Source organism: Pontibacter beigongshangensis (genome assembly GCF_014332515.1).
Taxonomy (GTDB): Bacteria; Bacteroidota; Bacteroidia; order Cytophagales; family Hymenobacteraceae; genus Pontibacter; species Pontibacter beigongshangensis.
The window spans coordinates 21,169-39,031 of the sequence record NZ_VFSD01000001.1; the positions used below are offsets into that span (position 1 = coordinate 21,169).

The following is a 17,863-nucleotide window of genomic DNA, read 5'->3' on the forward strand; positions in this document are numbered from 1 at the left end:
TAAGCCCATGAATGTTTTTAACCTTCAGAAACCAGTTGGAACAAGCGCCCCTGTCATCCTCAGCATCCCTCACTGCGGAACACAGATCCCGGAGGATCTTCTGCAAGAATATAAACCAGAATTATTGCCTCCTGATGATACGGACTGGCAGGTAGATCAGCTTTACGCTTTTGCACTGGAACTGGGCATCCCGGTTATCTCATCCGTTTTCAGCCGTTGGGTAATCGACCTGAACCGGAACCCGGACAACGCCCCCCTGTACCACGACGGCAGAATAATTACGGACCTGTGCCCCTGCACAGATTTTCTGGGGCGGCCCATCTATAGGGATGAAAGAAGCCAGCCGAGCCATCCGGAACGGGAGCGAAGGTTAAAATTGTACTTTGAACCTTATCACCTGAAGATTCAGGAGCTGCTGGATACCACTAAGGCACAGTATGGCAAAGTGCTTCTCTGGGATTGCCATTCCATCAGAAGAGTGGTGAAAACCATCAGCCGGGAGCCGTTCCCGGATCTGATCCTGGGCACCGCCGATGGTGCGTCTGCTCCACCCTTTGTGGTAGCAGCGGCGGCAGAGCGGCTTTCTTCCGCTGGCTTTGCCCTTAGTCTGAACCACCCTTTCAAAGGAGGGTACATTACCCGGCAGTATGGCCAGCCTGCCCTGCAACAATACGCGCTGCAACTGGAGATGCCCAAGGACCTTTATATGGATGCCAGCGAAATGAAATATGATGCCTCAAAAGCCGCGAAAGTGCAGGCCCTTCTCCGGAAAACCTTAACAGCTTTAATCAGCTTGCTATCATGACACCACAAATCTCCTACAGCACTGTGTACAGGTTCGATTACCTTTTGCTGAAAGATGCCTGGATGCAACCCGCCTATGTTGGCATAGACAGGGAGGGGGTGGTGCAATACCTCTCTTCAGAGAAACCAGCCACCACAGCAGCAATAGAAGCCGTGGCAGGTGCGGCACTTCCTGGTTTTCAGAATGCCCATTCTCACGCCTTTCAGTTTGGTATGGCAGGGATGGCCGAAATTCATGAAAAGGGGGCGGCAGACGATTTCTGGACCTGGCGGGAAGCTATGTATACCTGTGCCTTGCGCTACAACCCCTCGGAGCTTAAATCGGTGGCTGTAGAGCTTTACAGGCAGATGCTGCGCAACGGCTATACGCAGGTGGCTGAATTCCACTATCTCCACCACGATAAAGAGGGGAAGCCCTATGCAAACTTGGCAGAGACAGGTGAAAGGCTGGTGGAGGCGGCAGCGGAAGCAGGCATTAAGATTACGCTGATTCCGGTTTTCTACCAGAAAGGAGACTTTGGGAAAGAGCCGCATTCAAAGCAACGCCGGTTTATATCAAAAGACACAGACGCCTATTTAAAACTCCTGGAAAGCAGCCTTAGGGCTATCAGCGGGTATCCTAAAGCCAGCCTTGGGTTTGGAGTGCACTCCCTTCGGGCAGTAGCTGCTGCAGCTATAGTAGCTACGTATGCAAACGGACCGAAAGGTTTGCCATTTCATGTGCATGCAGCGGAGCAGCTTAAAGAAGTGGAAGCCTGCGTTGAATATTTAGGCCAGCGCCCGGTGGAGTGGTTATTGAACAATATGGCGGTAGGTCCTGGCTTCCATCTGGTGCACTGCACGCACATGACTACCGAAGAGACAAAACGTTTGGCGCAGTCGGGTGCAACAGTTATCCTTTGCCCGGGTACCGAGGCTAACCTGGGCGATGGTATATTTTCATTAGGCGATTACGCAGGGCATGGTGGGGCTTGGGCAATCGGCACTGATAGCCAGATCAGCCTGAATCCGCTGGAAGATCTCAGGTGGCTTGATTATGCGCAGCGGCTAACCACGCACAAACGCAATACCTTTGATAACGGAGCCGCTCACATGGTTCGTAACAGTATCCTGCACGGGAGGAAGGCAATGGGAGAAAATGCGGAAGAATATTTCTCGCTCGGGAAACCGCTGGATGCAGCTGTTTACGATCTTACCCGGCCGGCACTGGCACAGGCCAATCCAACTCATTTATTGCCTGCCATTGTATATACCGCAGATAGCTCCGCCTTGCTGGGAACAATGGTGAATGGTAAATGGGTGTAGTCTCCCGGATATTATCCTACAAGGCGGCAGCACCTCCTGATCTCCATCACCACCCTTACAGGCTAATACTTCCTATTTAATCTTTAGATAGGTTTAATGCTTGTAAAGCAACCAGCAATACTAGCGGCCATCATTTCAAATTTCTACTTCCATATGGTAAAAAAGAGGTGCCATAAGTCTTTCGCTCATTAGAATAAACTACAGGAGCCACAGGGCAGCTGTGCTTATAAACGCTCTAGCCAGTAACCCCTGCCAACGCCCTCGCCCACAAGATCCTTGGCAGGATGACAGAGAAGAAAGAACATGCTGAAAGTATAGAAGCAGCTGCATACGATTTGCTATCAATTCTAAGGTTGTTTTTGGAGAAGCACTGGTGCCCGATGCATGTTTGCCAGTATAGGCAATTATTCAAATCAAAATGCCCTCCAAGAGGCTATTTCTGCTGCTGAAGGCCTGACGGGCTATAAAATAATATAATAATATTTATAACAAATAATGTTAATTATAGTATATATACAGGTAGATATTTGAGTTTTAATGTAATTCGATTTTCTGTAAAATAAATTTCTTATTCTCCACTACTTCAGCTCCTGCCACTTGCTGTTGTTTCTCCCCCAATTGTGCTCTGCAAATTTTAACTAAAAGTAGTAAGAGAGAAGTTTCTTCTTTTAAAGCCATGGCATTCTGCTCGGCAATTTCCGGAAAATCGATCTCTGCTACCAGGAACTTCCCCTGCTCCACACAATCACCCACCCTTTTTGCACCCACTGCTGTGGATATAACTTACTATGGCAGACACATGGCAGCTTCGACCTGTTACGCATACACCTGAATAATCATTCTTTTAAGCTATAAAATTGTAATCCTATGCCTGATTTTCTAAACAATGATCAAAGTGAATTTGAACGGGAGTTTGAATTTGATGATGAATCCACGATGGTCTCTGATGAATTTGAATCGGAGTACAACGATGAGGAGTTCGACGAGAATGAATTTGAAGCGGGCGACACCTCCAGTGCAGAGGCATATTATGAGGATGAATATGAGTTTGAAAATGAGGGTGATTACCTGTCGGAGTTTGATGAGGAGAACGAGTTTGAATCTGAGTTTAAGAACCTGCCTGACGGACGATACGAGCGACGCCTTTACGAAATTTTTTCCACCAGCTACGAAAATGAGTTCGAGTTCGAGAACGACTTTAACCAGGTGATGCATGAAGTGCAACGCGACTTCTTTTTTAAAAAAATAAAGAAGTGGGGAAAAAAGCTGGCTCCCATAGCAAAATTGGCTCTGAAAGCCATACCGGGAGGCGGCACCCTGACAGATGCGCTGAAGCAGATCACAAAAGACCCGCGCGGCCTGCTAAAAACGCTGGCCATGAAATTTGGTCCGCAAGCTTTAAATGCGGTTGTACCGGGAGCGGGTCTGGCATTGGGCGCAGTGCTCGGAAACAGTGAAACAGACGATCTGGCTAGGCAGGCTGCAAGAGATACGGTGGCCCTGGCCAGGGAGTCGTACGCTAACTTTGCCGACGAGATCAGCAGAACAAATTTTAGCAGGAGCCTGCCCGAAACCCAGGTGCAGTTAAACAGCATTGCCCGGAACTCCTTTAAAAAAGCACAGCGAACGGTCCGCCTCGGCTCCAAAAAGCACAGCTACAGAAGAGTAAACAGAAAGGTGGAAGACAAGGGGAATGGGATGTTCAAGGTGGTGACCATCACCTACAAAAGAGTATAGAGGGGGCTCAGGAGTCGATCGGCTTTATCTAAATCAACCACTGTGGAGACCATTCCTAAAACTACGGCTAAGCACCACTCTTCTTTGCTACTGAAAATAGACTCGCTCCGGAAGCGGGCCCGTTTGTTAACCAGTTTAAGAAAGATGCTGTCTTTGCAACCCCACCAGGACATCTCCGAAACCCAGTGGGAAGTGCTGGAATCGCAGCTGAATGCTGTCTCGAACAGAATCAGGCAGAAACTGGGCCTTTATATAGACAAATACTACTCCGAAAGAAACAACCTGCTGGTCAGCCAGACCCTGATTAATTTACTGGGCGAGTTAGAAGTGGAGCTCACAGAGGCTTATACATTTTACGATACCTACATGGATATTCTTACCCAGCGCCTGAGCAACGAAATAGGCCCTAAACTGCGGGGCTGTGATGTAATTGCAGCTTTTGCTCTGCGCCCCGGCCAGATCGGCGACATTACGGCTCCCCCGCTGGTGTACTGCGAAAGAGGCTTCGGAGCATCTACCTTGCGTGAAAATGTGAACATTATACCGCTAACGCCTAACCCGGTTCCATTTATAGCCATCCCCTACAGCCGCATCAGTGAGAAGTACAACCTTATTTCGATTTTTCATGAGGCTGGCCATCAGGCCCTGGTAAAGCTGAACATGGTGGGGCTGTGGCAGAAAGTGTTTTACAAAGCCGTGGAACGGGCAGGAGGAACACCCATGATGTGCGGCCTGTTTGCCAACTGGTCGAAGGAGGTGGTCCCCGACTTCTGGGCCTTTTGCCTGTCGGGTATGGCCCAGACCTGCAGTATCCGCGATGTGCTGATCCTGCCTTACAGCCAGATGTTCAGTATCTCAACCCTACAACCGCATCCGCCCTCTTACCTGCGCTTCCTAATCTCAATCGAGTGCTGCAGGCAGTTATGGGGCACCGGCGACTGGGACACCTGGGAAAGGGAATGGCTAAGCCTGTACCCGCTAACTAAACTGGACGATACCACCAGCAAGGTGATACGGGAGGCAAAGGATTTTATTCCGGCCATAGGCAGGGCGCTGCTGCACACAAAGTTCAGAAAACTGAATAACAAACCCCTCAAAGCCCTTTTTGCCTTAGAAAAACTGGCTCCATCCATCCTCAAAAAGTTGGCTACGATAGAAGGAGTTACTTCACCTGCCTTTAAAAAACAGAACATAGGATGTCAGCTTGCCGTGTTCCGGCTGATGCGGGAGAAACAGACCATCCGGCAAACCGAGATAGACGATTTGATGGACATCTGGTTAAGGGAGCTGGTGCTGCAAAAAACCTGACCTGACGGTCGTTGAGCAGCAGCAGCAGCAGCAGCAAAAGATGCTCTGGAGGGGCTTTTTCATTGGAATAATTCACTCCTTTTCCTGACCAGGAAGTTTTCGGGTACTCCCGAGAAAACATGATAAGACAACATAATACTTACTTTTAAATTCTTGCCCATGGATCCGCTATTCCTATTTAAAGAACCTAATCAGATCTACTTCTGGAAAGATGTAAAAACATTCCACCTAAGGAATCAATACAATGAGCTGCTGAACTTTGTAATAGAGGAATACTACAGGAACCAGTACAAAGACCAGGAGAAAAACCGCCCGCCGTTCCTGAATTTCAACAACTGCCTGACCCTGCGGCCATTCAATGCCAGGTGCAAATGCGGAAGCCCTGCTGCAGACCAGGATAAGGCCGGGAATAATGTTATTTTAAGTACGGAAAGGAGCAAGCTGGATAATGCGCAAAAAGACTTCAACATTGCCGCCTCCCGCCTGGAAATAGCCCGGAAAAACCTCGACTTCGGTATCAGCAATTTTAAACTGGAACTAGCCTCCAAATCTGAGCCTGAATTTGACGCTTTAAAAAGCCAGGTCAACAGCATCGATAACCTGGAGGAAGGCAAGCGGCTGGAGGAGTACAAGAAGCTCAAGGAAATTCAGCATTTGCCGGAGTACAAGGAGCTTCAAACGGCCGAGCAGAATTTAAAAGCCGAAAAACAAAAACTGAACGTAGCAGAGTTTGAATACCGGAAACCCATGCTGGATGCGCAAAGGAACCTGGAGAATGCAAAAAACGAACTGGAGATAGCTAAGATCATTTTCACGAACGACGGCAGCCGCTCTAACGAAGAGCGGCTGGCAAGTGCACAGAATGCTTATAACAAGGCGCTGGCGGCTACCAGCAGGCAGGCCGTGACGGAAGCCGGTTGCCGGGATGAAGAGAAGACCACCTTTTGCATGCCGGATTTTTATTATGAACGAACCATGTCACTGAACGCCATTCCCCAGGGGCAGGACCTCGATTTAGCCTTCGATACCCATGGCCTGACAGTCGGGGCTGTGGTTTGGCTGTACTATTATGAGCGGATGGGTATTTTTAAAATACTGGGCGTTTTAATGGACGATTACAACTACCGCGGAAAATATACCCTCTCCGGCAGCAGAGCCGACAGCAGTGGCGACCCAACCACCTATTCCACCTTAATGGATATGATCTGTACCCTGCATCGCTTGGGGATGAGCTCTAACCTGCGCGACAGAATCTGTACGTACCAGCGCGTCATAGGCGTCAGTATCGAAAATAACCTCGGCATCGAGAGTGAACGGAATGCAGGCTTTATGCAAACCTTTAACAAGCTGATCGACTACATGCTCGAATACTACAAAGCCAAGCAGCTGGCGCAGGCAATCCAGTCACAGAACGGTACCACGCAGCCGCGCTCGTCCGTGGCTACGCAAACCTCCATACGCGACACCATGAATGTGCTGAAGCAGCAGTTTGAGCCACTGCAGTATGGCCGCAACCAGATCAACACGTTTATTGGCATCGCCACGGTTCATGCTACGCTGTGCCTGTTAAACATGGTCAGGACGGAAATAGGAATTCCGGCCCAATACGAGAAACCGGAAGAGTTTATTCCGGCTGCCTATGATATTCTGGTAGCCCAGCATAAACCGACCCAGTCCGACACCAACCGTTTCATCGTGTTCGATAATTGCGCCTCCTACGGCTACCGTCTCTTAACAGACATCGAAACCATAGACCTGACGCAGCTCACCACCATTGCCGTTGGCTCCACCCTCGATACCTGGCTGAACGATGTGGAAGGCCTGGTGGAAGGCTACCGCAACGCCTACAGCCTGGTGCCGGAAAAGGTCGGGGCGATTGTATAGTGTAACATAATTTAATCTTTTAATAATCCTTACCGGGCAGACGAATGTTGCAGCGAAATTTATTATATAAAGAAGTTCAATCGCTTCAAAACCAGGAGGAACTGGAGCTGGAGGTAACCAAAAAACCTGTTATTGGGCATGTAGCCTGGGCAAAGAATGTGCTTAACAGCCTTTACGGCTCATCTCTAAGCGATGATAACCAGGTAGATCAACAGTTAAAAACTGCACTTGCAAAATTTCAGGCAGCAACTAACCTCCCTCAAACATCTAAACTTGATTTCAGGACAGAGAGAGCTTTGCTCGAACGGAATGCTCTGTCTAAGTTATCCATCTGGGATATACAAAAAAGGCAAATCCTTTTTCAGGCCAAAACGAGGATAGAAGACTGGACCCATAAAGCTGTGATACCCGAAAAGAAGAAAAAGTTAATTTTAAACCAGTTCCGTGATCCTCGCCTAATCTCTTCGCTTGTGCTGCATCATATGGCCTACAAACGTGCTGACAGTAAGGGGCAATACAGCAACCCGGAAAAATACCTGGCTGTGGGAGCGCATTTTTGCATCATGCTGGATGGCCGCATTATGCAGCACCATCCAATTTCGCGGTTTATCTGGCATTCAAACTGCACCAGCCCCCGAAGTGTAGGGGTGGAGTTTGAGGGGAACTTCCCGGATATCAGCGGGAAGTGGTGGTACCCAACCGACCAAAAAACAAAAAAGAAAATTAAGATCAACGAGGATACTCCCACCTCAGCCCAGTATGAAGCAGGAAGGTTCTTACTGTCTTATCTTAAACTTGTTCTCGACCTGAAACATGTGCTGGCACACCGCCAAAGCAGCAACACCCGGGTAAATGATCCGGGCCCGGCCATATGGTATAATGTGGCAGAATGGGGAATTGACAAGTTAGGCCTGGGCGATGGCGGAAAAGATTTTAAATGTGGTACCGGAAAGCCTATTCTGCCTCAATGGCGATCAGGTAAAATAAAGTAGAGGTTTATCAGCGATTCGTAATTTGGCGAAGCCCTGCTGTGGTAACTGCCAAAGTAAGTTAGCTGGGCCGGAACCAGATAGAGTGGCAAAAGCTATCCGCAAACTTTAAATGGATACACGTTATGGAAAAGAATTTATTGGTGAGAGAAGTAATTGCTTTAAATCCCGGAGCATCGGCCACAAGTAAATTCAGCGGAATCCACGACATTGAATCTGAAACAAAAGATTATGCTACCGGTAAGTCTTCCGGTTTCCTGAAAGAAAAATCATTCTTGCGTAAATCTGATTTAAAAACAAAGCAAACATATAACGGAGCTCCTCTTTTTTATCCGGATAAGCAGATGGTGGATATTCTGGAAGAAAAAGATGGCTGGCTTCTGGTGCAGGGAAGGGCAAATTACCAGAAGAACGGAATAGAGCATGTTTATACCAAAGGGATGGGGCCGGTCAACTTAAAAGGCTGGGTGCAGGAGGCCTGGGTAGCCAAGAAGCAGAGCCAGCCTGCACCTGCCCGCAAACCAACAGACGACCATGTGGGCAAAGTAATGGAGGTGAAAGGACTGGTGAAAGCCCCCTTAGGAATAAAACTCCATGCTGCACCAAATCCTGCCACTAAATTTAAGAGCAGCGCCATTTACCCTAAAAATTCTGAGGTGCTCATAATAGGTCTTCCTGCCATTTATGATGATCAGGACTGGTATAAAATAAGAACCTCTGATGGGAAAGAAGGCTGGATAGAAAGCCGGTATATAATTCAGCTCTCAAACAGATACTTTGACCTTTTAACGGAAGAGTATTATATAACAACAGCAGGTGACAAGCTTGAGCGTCTTGTCAAATCTAAGTACAAGGACTATAACATTGACACAGGCGATGATCTGCGCACCATTGTACATGCGTTCAGTATTTTAAATGATCATAATCCTGCCATTTACTACAGAGGAGAAAGCGATTCGTGGTGGCGCGATAAGGTCTTTGACAGAGATATGGCTGCTACCAGAAAAATCTATGCCAGCATCAGACTTAGAAAAGGAGGTCTGATCTATTTCCCCACTAATGCCTATATCAACTACCTGAAAGATACGGGTAAGGTAGGGCAGAGGGCTGGCTGGAAAAATCATGCCATTGATTTCGGGAAAGCCATCCTGAATTTTACGGAAGGATTTATGGAAGGCTGTAAACGGGTACTTGAAAATGCATGGGAAGACATTAAGAGCCTGTTCTCTATCTCCTTCTTCAAAGATATTTATAATCTTATCAGGGATATAGTTAAAAGCCCCTCTGTTTTCTTAGATTCTATCAAAGATGTGATAGGTGAATTTTTTGATGAAGTTAAAGGATACGTAAACAGTTCGAGCATTCAAACTAAATTTAGAGGAGTGGGTTTGGCTGCTGGTTTGATTACAGGAATGGTTGTACAGAATACCATCAGCCCCGGGTCCAGATTAGTTAGTTTAGCGAAACTGCACAGGTTAAGGGGAATCAGTAAAATAATAAAAAGAGTAGAAACACTCAGCCCGACTGACCCTAAATATATGAAAGCGACAGAAAGCCTAAAACGCAAGATCGCAAATAAGAGAATTTTTGATATTAAAATCGTGAAAAGGTGGGGTGCCAAAAATGCCGTTAAAATTCAGGAGGCGATCGAGAAAAGGTGGACATTGAGAAAAGCGATGGGTTTAACAGACCACCGACAGGCTCACCATCTAATTCCTATTGAATCTTTAAAAGTAAGCGAGGTCGTGCAAAAAGCTGTCGTAGAGGGTGGGTTTGATATCAACAGCCTCATAAACGGCAAGGCCCTGAAGACTCAGCTACATTCCACTGCCCATGACTATTATAACAGGTTAATTAAAGAGCAACTCGAAGCCTGGGCCAAGAAAAACGGAAATAAATTTACAGGAATGGACGCCCGGAAATACCTTGAAAATGATTTGTCGAAATGGGCAGCAAGGCAGTTCGAAGAACTTAAGGAGCTAAGACCTTACGCCTTGTAGAGCCAACCTTGCGCTAAAAGCCAGCACCAGCAGCGGTTTAGTTATCTGCACCACTTCCAGTAATCGCTTCACAACCGGAAACTTTTTTCGGTGCCTGAGACAGAAATTTTTGGGATGCGACCAGGTTTTTAACCATTCGTTATTTAAAACAAGTAACCTCTTTAATTAAGATGCCTGATAAATTATCTGGCTATTAACCATCATACCAACTTTATAATGCCTACCTTACACTATGGAAAATAAATATCCGGAAGGATCGGTAGTGTATGCCAATGTTGACCCTGCTACCAAATTAGAAGTAAGACGATTCGTAAAGCGAATCTATTATTGTACCCGGGCCTTGGGTCCTGATCAGAAAGACCTGGTGTTTTACGAGCGCGAGCTGACGAACGTGGCGCCATAGCCAAGGCTAACGCCGCAAAGGAATTTCACCTTAGGTATAAACCGTTTGGCTATACACAAGGTGCGCGGCAATAGAAGTAACTTCGTGTTCGCTAATGCAGCAGTTTTTCCTCGTCGTGCCAGCGCATGCGGTAGGCATTTATGGCGGTGGCGCCCAGTTTCTGCAGCAGGCGGTAGTTCACTACGGCGCCTATGGGTGCTCCAACTATCGGGATCATCTGCGCCAGCTTCGGAATATCTATATAGTCGCGGTACTCCTGCTGAAAGGTGCGCCAGTCGAACTGGTGGATGTCTGGTGGGAGGAGGTGTTTCTGCGCTTCCCAGTTCACCATTTTCAGGTACACCTGCCGGCGCTGCTCCTGGCTGCTGAAGGCCAGCTGGAATATGTAAAGCAGGTACACCCGTTCCTTGTAGTCTTCCACATCGTAGCCGTAAAACGTGGCAATATCAAACAGCATTTTCAGCTTCAGGCTCAGCAGCAACGGGAAATCGGCCAGGCCCAGCAGGAAACCACCAACCCCTGTAAGGCCACCTTCTGCGGCAGCCGCTTTTTTGTAAAATTCTATTCGCTCCCGCACCACTGCCTCCTTCAGCTCCAGGGTAATATGCAGAAATGGCTGCTGCCTTGTCTTTTCTGCCCCAAAAAGCACGGCACGTATCATCTGCTTGATGGTGGTGGTAGCAACCTGGTGTACTTTTTCGGGAATGTAGCTATTGAGTTTGTTCTGCACTGTTTTAGCCATCTTATTCGCGAAAGAAGGCTCCTGCAGCATTTCCTGTTGCCAACTCTGCAACTCCAGCAACATCTTCTCTTCGTAAGGATGCATCGTTTTATTGTCTTAGTATGAGTAGAACGCTGAAAAGATAAAAACTTAGAAGTTGGCGCTTAAGATTATTTTCTTAGGCTCCAATGCAGTATTTTAACAATCAGTAGATTACAGCCAGTAAACAAATGATTCGCCGCTGGTGCGAGCTTGCAACTCCTACTTTCAACCTACTTGATAATTCTCCCGCACCGTTCACTGTCTGAAAGAGCCAATAGACGTACTCAATAAGGTTCTGCCGGCGGGGGACAGAACCGGGTGATCGTCCTTCTTTATGCTTACAAAAGCTATGGAACGAGAAAAGGCTACAAGGTTGTGGTATTATATGAAACGAGTTTTTAACTTCCAGGGTCCATTATTAAAAGTAGATGAGAAATGTTGACTAGTAAGTTTCTGTACACTGCAAAATGGAGGCTTATTCTATACTGGAGAAATATCGCCTGCAGATCTACCTCCACGAGCTTTCAGCTCGCGGCAGAAATATTCGCTGTTTAGAATCCTCCGCAGAACAATTCCTAAAAGCCGGATAATTTCTTTACGAGCCAACAATATAACGGTTAACAATCAAATTATTTCAATCAAAAAGCCCCTCCGGAGTCCTTTTCAGCAGCAACTCGTGTCTGAAGAATTTAGATGTTTTATTACATTGCTGCATTGGTACAAGCTACTGATGCCCGTACTGGTGTGCTGTAAATTCTGAGTACTAGCAGCACGGACCTCGCAGCGTGCGCAGCTCCTGCGAGTGTCCGGAGACCAGTTGTAGCTCTTTTAGGCAAATCATCAATTATTCTAATGAATAAGCCCCTCCAGAGGCTCAGCTACTCCTGCTGCTGCGGAACATCAGTAGTTAAACAAACCGGAAGAGCCCCGTCAATAGTGACGGGGCTCTCTTAAACAGGTTTAATCAGGGTGCTGCTACTTCACCATCTCATCTATGGTGCCGGTAGAAACGGCGTGGTAGTTGGGGCGGGCCTTGGCGTAAATGGCGAGGGCCTTTTTCTTGCCAGCTGGCGTTTTAAGTAATTCTCTGTAGAGCGGCACCAGGAACTTGCGCCGGCCTACGGTGGTCAGGAAAGTGTCAATGGCCTGGTCGGCGGTGGTGTAGTTGTGACGGATGGCGTGCAGGAACCAGGCGGCCAGCACTTCGGAGTTGCCGGACCTGGTAAAGCCAAACGCTTTGTCGAGCTCGGCCAACTGCTGCTGCGATAGTTCGTCTGGCAGCAACCGGATAAAGTGCAGCCATTCGTGGCTCGACCAGTCTTTGGTAACCAGCGAGGCAGCCGGAGTGCCGCTTTGCCAGCTTTTAAAAGCTTCCTCCACCTGTGCAAAGCGTGTAGACGATGGCTTCACATGCTCTTCCGGCAGGCCCGGAGAATAAACCCAGCCTTCAATATTGATCTGCTCCGCCAGCTTTTCATCGCCTTTTATGAGCTCCGTGCGCAGAAACTCCAGGAAACGGTCGGTGTTGGTGCTCTTAAAGGCAAAGGTCTGGAAATATTTGTTCAGGAACTGGTCGAAGCGTTCGCGTCCAACTGTTTTTTCTACGTTCAACAAAAATGCGTTTCCTTTTTCGTAGGCAATCTCTGTTAAGCCTTCATCCGGGTCGCGGCCTTCCAGGTCGAGCTTCAGGCGCGTGTCGTCTTTCTTTTCCATGTCTTCCAGCGTGTGCTGCAGATCCTGATAGCCCAGCACCTGCAGCATGTCTGCATAGTCTTTGCCATAGAGCTCCTCCATAATGCGGCGCTCAAAATAAACCGTAAAGCCTTCGTTCAGCCAGAAATCGTTCCAGGTGCCGTTGGTTACCAGGTTGCCGCTCCAGCTGTGGGCCAGCTCATGGGCAATCAGGCTGGTTAGAGAGCGGTCTTTGGCCAGTACGGTAGGCGTTACAAAAGTAAGCCTGGGGTTCTCCATTCCCCCAAACGGAAACGAAGGAGGCAGCACCAGCAGGTCGTAGCGGTCCCAGCGGTAACGGCCGTAGAGTTTTTCGGCGGCTGTCAGCATCTGGTCCATCTCCGCAAACTCGTAAGTGGCTTCTTTTATAGTGGCCGGTTCGGCATAAATACCCGTTTTTTCACCGATGGGCGCAAACACCAGGTCGCCAACCGAAAGCGCCATCAGGTAAGAGGGGATGGGCTGGCGCATAAAAAACCTGTACTCGCCGGTGCTGTTCTTCTGCTGCGGGTTTTCGGCACTCATGACGGCCATGAGCTCTTTCGGCACCTTCACGTTGGCGCTGTAAGTAATCCGGATGCCAGGGCTGTCCTGAATCGGAATCCAGGTGCGGGCCAGGATCGCCTGCGACTGCGTGAACAGGAACGGATGCTTTTTGCCGGCTGTCTGTTGCGGGCTGAGCCATTGCAGGGCGGCTGCTTCGGGCGTGGTGCGGTACTGGATGGTGACGGACTTTGTACTGGGCGTGATATCTACGAGCAGCGGTTGCCCCAGGAATTTCTCCTCGCTGCCCAGCCTGAAAGCAGTTTCGGTGAGGCTGTCGCCCAGAAATACCTTTTCGATTTCCAGTCCCCGGGTGTCGAACACGATCTGGTCGGCCTGGGCCAGGTTTTCTATCTGATAGGTTGCGCGCCCGGAAATTACCTTCTGGTCAAAATTAACGTCAATGTCCAGGTCGAGGTGTTTGGTCACCGCTTCGGTGGGGCGGGCAAAGCTATGCACATCTGTCGATTCCCGTTCAATTTCCTGTTCAGTTTTCATGGTCTGATTTTCATTAGAGGTCTTGCTGTTGCACGACACCAGTTGTACGGTGCCTGCCAGGCTCAATCCAAGTAAAAACGTTTGATGTAGTTTCATGTTCGGAATTATGTTCGGGCGGTAAGATAAGGGTTTTATACCGATTAGGGCAAATTCAGTTCTGCCTCCTGCCTTGTTCTGTGGGGTTTGTTTGATTGTTGATTTGTTGATTTGTTGTTTGTTGATTGTTAAATTGTTGATTGGTTGAAAAATTGCCTCACGCTTACTTGTCAGTCTGAAGGCAGAAGGTCCCGCATCTGAAGCAGGGAGAGCAGCCTGTTCGTTTTCCAATCCAGAACATCCTGGAGAAGGGGGTAAAAAAGAACCGGCAAAAGATCATGCTCCCGTAGCCGCACCCCTAGCGGGTGCTCATGACCCCATTCACCACCACCCCAATCACCACCAGCAACAGCAACAGCAACAGCAACAGCAGAGCTTCCTGAGGTCAGATTTCATTAGAATAATTCGATGATTGTTAGTTGATGATTGTTGATTTGTTGGAAGGCCCCTTCATCGATAAATCATGAGATAAGAATATGTAGGAATGAGAGGCCGGTAAAAGCTTACATTACAGCAAACACCTAAGCAGGCGCAAAGTCCGGCATCCTGAATAAACAACAAACAATCAACCAGCAGTGTGTTTTGGATTTAAGTTAACAAGAGGCGTATGGCGGCCGAAGGCTGTGAGCCGGGCTTTTAACAAAGAGGGGCTAGGTGGGTATAACATTTTATGAGTTTAGGAAGTACAAAGAACATAAAAACCCCCACAGTACCCAGATAAAAGATGCCAGCTTGTATTTAAGCAGGTTTTATGTGTTGAGCGGCTATGTCCAGCTGCTATTTTGAAGGACGTCCTGTGGGGACTTCTACCAAAAATGATAAAAATGAACCCTAATAATTATTTCACCCGAATACCCTCTATCATAGGCTTCTTGTGCCTGCTGTTCTCCTTTGGCTGTAACACAGGCTCCAAAGAGGGGCAAATTGCCGGCAAGGAAGAAGACCAGATCCGGACAGACAGTTTGTACGTGTTAAATTTCATCAATCAGAAACCTGAGTTCAAAGAGCAGGCGGACCAGATGTTCCTGTTCTATGGGGAGCGCGATTACCGGCTGGCCTGGATACGCGACGATAAATTAGTACCTGAAACAGAAAAGTTTCTGGAAACCATAAACCAGTCGGGCCGGGAGGGGCTGGATCCTGCCAACTACAAGATAGTGGATATAGAGGGCATGATAAACCAGCTCAACGAAATGAAGCGCAAAGACACTGCCCGCCAGGAACTGCAGAAGCGGATAGATGTGGCGCTCACCTCCACCTACTTTAAATATGCCTCTGACTTTTATACAGGCCGGCTCGATCCGAAGGGCGAAAACAGCATTGACTGGAATGTGAAGCAAAACAACATTAAGCTGCACAAGGTGCTGCAAACCATCCTGAAGGAGCGGGAAAGCACGTATCCTTATTATGAGTTTGAGGCCCTGCACGACGGCTATGTGCAACTGCGCAAAGCCCTGCAGCAATACCGGGCGCTGCAGCAGCAGGGCGGCTGGTCAAAAGTAGAACTGGGCGAACTCAAATCCATTAAAAAAGGAGATACCGCCCAGGCCGTGCTTTCGCTCCGCAAAAGACTGAACCCGGAAACAACCGCCAACGCCGGCGATCCGAACCAGCGCCTTTACGACGATGCCCTGGAGCAGCAGGTGAAAAAGTTTCAGGAGCTGCATGGCCTCGACCCGGACGGTGTGGTAGGTGGCAAAACCCTGGAAGTGCTGAATGTGCCGGTGGAGGATCGGATAGACCAGATCATGGTGAACATGGAGCGCTGGCGCTGGATACCGAAGCGCCTGGTGCCAAAGAGCCTCGATCAGAAATTTATCTGGGTAAACATACCGGAGTATAAACTCTACATTTACGAAGACCCGGACAACGATCCGGAAGCGGAGCGGAAGTATCAGAAAACCATGGAAATGAGGGTGATCGTTGGCAAAACCATGCATTCTACCCCCATCTTTAGCGATAAGCTGGAGTACGTGGTGGCAGCGCCCTATTGGAATGTGCCCAATAGCATTGTTGAAAACGAGATTAAGCCGGCTATGCTGCGGAACCCCAACTGGCTCGAAACCCAGAACATGGAGATCGTAACGAAGGAGAAGAACCCGAAACCGATCGAGGCAAGCTCTATCGATTGGGAAAATGTAACAGAAAAGGATTTTCCGTATATGGTGCGCCAGAAGCCAGGACCCAAAAACTCATTGGGTACGATTAAATTTCTTTTCCCGAACGAGTATGCTGTTTACCTGCACGATACGCCTGCCGGCTCTTTATTCAGCCAGACGCAGCGCGGTTTCAGCCACGGGTGCGTCCGCGTAGAAAAGCCAATGAACCTGGCCACTTACCTGCTGCAGGACATGCCGGAATGGAACGAGAGCAGGCTGCAGGAAACAATAGCCGCAGGCGAAGAAACCTGGATCACACTGCCCAAAAAAGTGCAGGTATACCTGGTTTATTTCACGAGCTGGGTAGATGATGCCGGCAATGTACACTTCCGCGAAGATATATATGGGCACGACAAGAAGCTGGAGAATGAATTGTTTAGCTAAGAGGAGAAAACAGCTTGTAAAACACGCAGTTGCCCTGGGCGCAGCAGTTCTTTTTGCCGGTTGCCAGCCCCATTCTCCGGAGCAGGAACAGGAGAGGCCGTTGGCAGATACCACGGAGCTAGCCCAGGCCGATACGGCAACCCCGGCGCAACCTGACTCTCTGCTGCAGTCGGTGGAGGAGATCACCCTGCATACCGTTGGCGATGAGCAGAACATAAAGCATTTCGACAAGGATACCATAGCGGTGAAAGCCGGGTCGCTGGTAAAGCTGTCGCTGGTAAACCAGGGCTCCGGGCAATCCATGATCCATAACATCGTTTTCACCAGAAACGGGAAGGCCACCCAGGTGGCACTGGCTGGTGAGAAGGTGGGAGCCCCAGGCAATTATGTACCCGACGACACCGTATTAGTGCTGGCCTCATCGCCCCTTGCGCTCCCGGGCCAGACGGTATCCATAGAGTTTGAAGCACCCATAGAACCGGGTTTTTATGATTTTGTGTGTACCTATCCGGACCACTATAAACATATGCGTGGCGTTTTGGCAGTGAAGTAGCTATTCGTTTAGCTGAAATAAAAAGGAGCTATGCTGCAACCCGCAGCATAGCTCCTTTTTTTGTGGTGCCCATCTTTAACGGGAACTGAAGAAGAGCAGCACTCTGAAATTGCAGGCCACCCATTCAGAGTTTCGCAACTCCTTAAAGCGCCTTTGGAGTCAGAACAGCCCAGTCAGCCTTCTTTTTCCTCCTGGAACTCAACTTGGAGGCAAAATATGGTTTCTTTTCCTGTCTATTGCGCTGGTGCAAGCTTGCAGCTCCTTCTTTCCATTAAACGACTTTCCAGAGTTGGCCATAACAGGTTATGGAGGGAGCGCTTTTCTTGCTGTAGCCTTAGGAAACATATGGTACGAGCTACAAGCTCGCACCAGCGCTTTGCAAACTGCTTTTCCATTTAAGCTGAGGCCCTGGAAGAATCTTGTGGCTTGTGCAACTGGCAAATTAGCTGCTTTGTAGCTGCCTACCGCAATACATGAATCAGGGTAACTACCGCACAAACGGGGTTATGATTGAAAAAGAAAAAGCCTTTCTGCTGCATCAGATCGATATAAAGATTTAATACAATTTTATAAGAACCCATATTCCGGCTGGGCCATCTATGCTTTGCTTCGGCATACCGCCCGCTGAAGCATGCCTATATTGCAGTAGCCATATCTATAGCTACTATAAATAGCAGCCTCTAAACAGATGGTTTTTAAGCATATG

The 17,863-nt window shown here is 48.5% G+C and carries 13 protein-coding genes; 10 read left to right on the top strand and 3 right to left on the bottom strand.

Features of this window, described 5'->3' with window-relative positions; all coding sequences use genetic code 11:
• Positions 1-7 precede the first annotated feature (7 nt).
• Both FJM74_RS00055 and hutF read left to right on the top strand, forming a co-directional pair.
• Complete coding sequence (locus tag FJM74_RS00055; RefSeq protein ID WP_187260517.1) at positions 8-805, top strand: N-formylglutamate amidohydrolase; 798 nt, start codon at positions 8-10, stop codon at positions 803-805.
• The gene (gene hutF, locus FJM74_RS00060) at positions 802-2,109 is read left to right on the top strand and encodes a formimidoylglutamate deiminase (RefSeq protein WP_187260518.1); all 1,308 of its coding nucleotides are present in this window, start codon (positions 802-804) and stop codon (positions 2,107-2,109) included. Before FJM74_RS00055 ends, hutF begins: the two co-directional genes overlap by 4 nt.
• Positions 2,110-2,643: 534 nt before the next feature.
• On the opposite strand, the gene FJM74_RS00065 is transcribed toward hutF, so the two are convergent.
• Entirely contained in the window at positions 2,644-2,877 is a 234-nt protein-coding gene (locus FJM74_RS00065) for a hypothetical protein (protein ID WP_187260519.1), read from the bottom strand.
• 99 nt (positions 2,878-2,976) lie between these two features.
• Here FJM74_RS00065 and FJM74_RS00070 point away from each other — a divergent pair, with 99 nt between their 5' ends.
• The 6 genes from FJM74_RS00070 (at position 2,977) to FJM74_RS00095 (ending at position 10,430) form a co-directional block, all read left to right on the top strand.
• Positions 2,977-3,846: a hypothetical protein gene (locus FJM74_RS00070; RefSeq protein WP_187260520.1), complete on the top strand. Its 870-nt coding sequence runs from the start codon at positions 2,977-2,979 to the stop codon at positions 3,844-3,846.
• 42 nt (positions 3,847-3,888) lie between these two features.
• Entirely contained in the window at positions 3,889-5,154 is a 1,266-nt protein-coding gene (locus FJM74_RS00075) for a hypothetical protein (RefSeq protein ID WP_187260521.1), read from the top strand.
• A 159-nt stretch (positions 5,155-5,313) separates the two neighbouring features.
• Positions 5,314-7,038, top strand: coding sequence for a hypothetical protein (locus FJM74_RS00080; RefSeq protein WP_187260522.1), 1,725 nt, complete (start codon positions 5,314-5,316; stop codon positions 7,036-7,038).
• Positions 7,039-7,082: 44 nt separating this feature from the next.
• Positions 7,083-8,030 (top strand): peptidoglycan recognition protein family protein, encoded by a 948-nt coding sequence (locus FJM74_RS22505; RefSeq protein WP_187260523.1) that lies wholly within the window; start codon positions 7,083-7,085, stop codon positions 8,028-8,030.
• Positions 8,031-8,152: 122 nt separating this feature from the next.
• Positions 8,153-10,027, top strand: a complete 1,875-nt coding sequence (locus FJM74_RS00090; RefSeq protein WP_187260524.1) for an AHH domain-containing protein — start codon at positions 8,153-8,155, stop codon at positions 10,025-10,027.
• A 232-nt stretch (positions 10,028-10,259) separates the two neighbouring features.
• Positions 10,260-10,430, top strand: coding sequence for a hypothetical protein (locus FJM74_RS00095; RefSeq protein ID WP_187260525.1), 171 nt, complete (start codon positions 10,260-10,262; stop codon positions 10,428-10,430).
• A gap of 91 nt (positions 10,431-10,521) precedes the next feature.
• Here the strand turns inward: FJM74_RS00095 and FJM74_RS00100 are convergent, their stop codons facing one another.
• Together FJM74_RS00100 and FJM74_RS00105 are read right to left on the bottom strand one after the other, a co-directional pair.
• The gene (locus FJM74_RS00100; protein ID WP_187260526.1) at positions 10,522-11,256 is read right to left on the bottom strand and encodes an EcsC family protein; all 735 of its coding nucleotides are present in this window, start codon (positions 11,254-11,256) and stop codon (positions 10,522-10,524) included.
• Positions 11,257-12,168: 912 nt separating this feature from the next.
• Positions 12,169-14,061, bottom strand: coding sequence for a M1 family metallopeptidase (locus tag FJM74_RS00105; protein WP_317175518.1), 1,893 nt, complete (start codon positions 14,059-14,061; stop codon positions 12,169-12,171).
• Positions 14,062-14,885: 824 nt separating this feature from the next.
• Between FJM74_RS00105 and FJM74_RS00110 the strand changes: the two genes are divergently transcribed.
• Together FJM74_RS00110 and FJM74_RS00115 are read left to right on the top strand one after the other, a co-directional pair.
• Entirely contained in the window at positions 14,886-16,604 is a 1,719-nt protein-coding gene (locus tag FJM74_RS00110; RefSeq protein WP_241738887.1) for a L,D-transpeptidase family protein, read from the top strand.
• A complete protein-coding gene (locus FJM74_RS00115; protein ID WP_187260528.1) occupies positions 16,588-17,157 on the top strand; it encodes a plastocyanin/azurin family copper-binding protein in 570 nt (189 codons plus the stop codon). The genes FJM74_RS00110 and FJM74_RS00115 overlap by 17 nt, the downstream gene beginning before the upstream one ends.
• Positions 17,158-17,863: the final 706 nt, after the last annotated feature.

Excerpts from the sequence above, each read along its gene's own strand:
- FJM74_RS00105 (WP_317175518.1), bottom strand. The coding sequence starts at position 14,061 with ATGAAACTACATCAAACGTTTTTACTTGGATTGAGCCTGGCAGGCACC.
- FJM74_RS22505 (WP_187260523.1), top strand. The coding sequence starts at position 7,083 with ATGTTGCAGCGAAATTTATTATATAAAGAAGTTCAATCGCTTCAAAAC.
- hutF (WP_187260518.1), top strand. The coding sequence starts at position 802 with ATGACACCACAAATCTCCTACAGCACTGTGTACAGGTTCGATTACCTT.
- FJM74_RS00055 (WP_187260517.1), top strand. The coding sequence starts at position 8 with ATGAATGTTTTTAACCTTCAGAAACCAGTTGGAACAAGCGCCCCTGTC.
- FJM74_RS00080 (WP_187260522.1), top strand. The coding sequence starts at position 5,314 with ATGGATCCGCTATTCCTATTTAAAGAACCTAATCAGATCTACTTCTGG.
- FJM74_RS00095 (WP_187260525.1), top strand. The coding sequence starts at position 10,260 with ATGGAAAATAAATATCCGGAAGGATCGGTAGTGTATGCCAATGTTGAC.
- FJM74_RS00090 (WP_187260524.1), top strand. The coding sequence starts at position 8,153 with ATGGAAAAGAATTTATTGGTGAGAGAAGTAATTGCTTTAAATCCCGGA.
- FJM74_RS00100 (WP_187260526.1), bottom strand. The coding sequence starts at position 11,256 with ATGCATCCTTACGAAGAGAAGATGTTGCTGGAGTTGCAGAGTTGGCAA.
- FJM74_RS00110 (WP_241738887.1), top strand. The coding sequence starts at position 14,886 with ATGAACCCTAATAATTATTTCACCCGAATACCCTCTATCATAGGCTTC.
- FJM74_RS00115 (WP_187260528.1), top strand. The coding sequence starts at position 16,588 with ATGAATTGTTTAGCTAAGAGGAGAAAACAGCTTGTAAAACACGCAGTT.
- FJM74_RS00070 (WP_187260520.1), top strand. The coding sequence starts at position 2,977 with ATGCCTGATTTTCTAAACAATGATCAAAGTGAATTTGAACGGGAGTTT.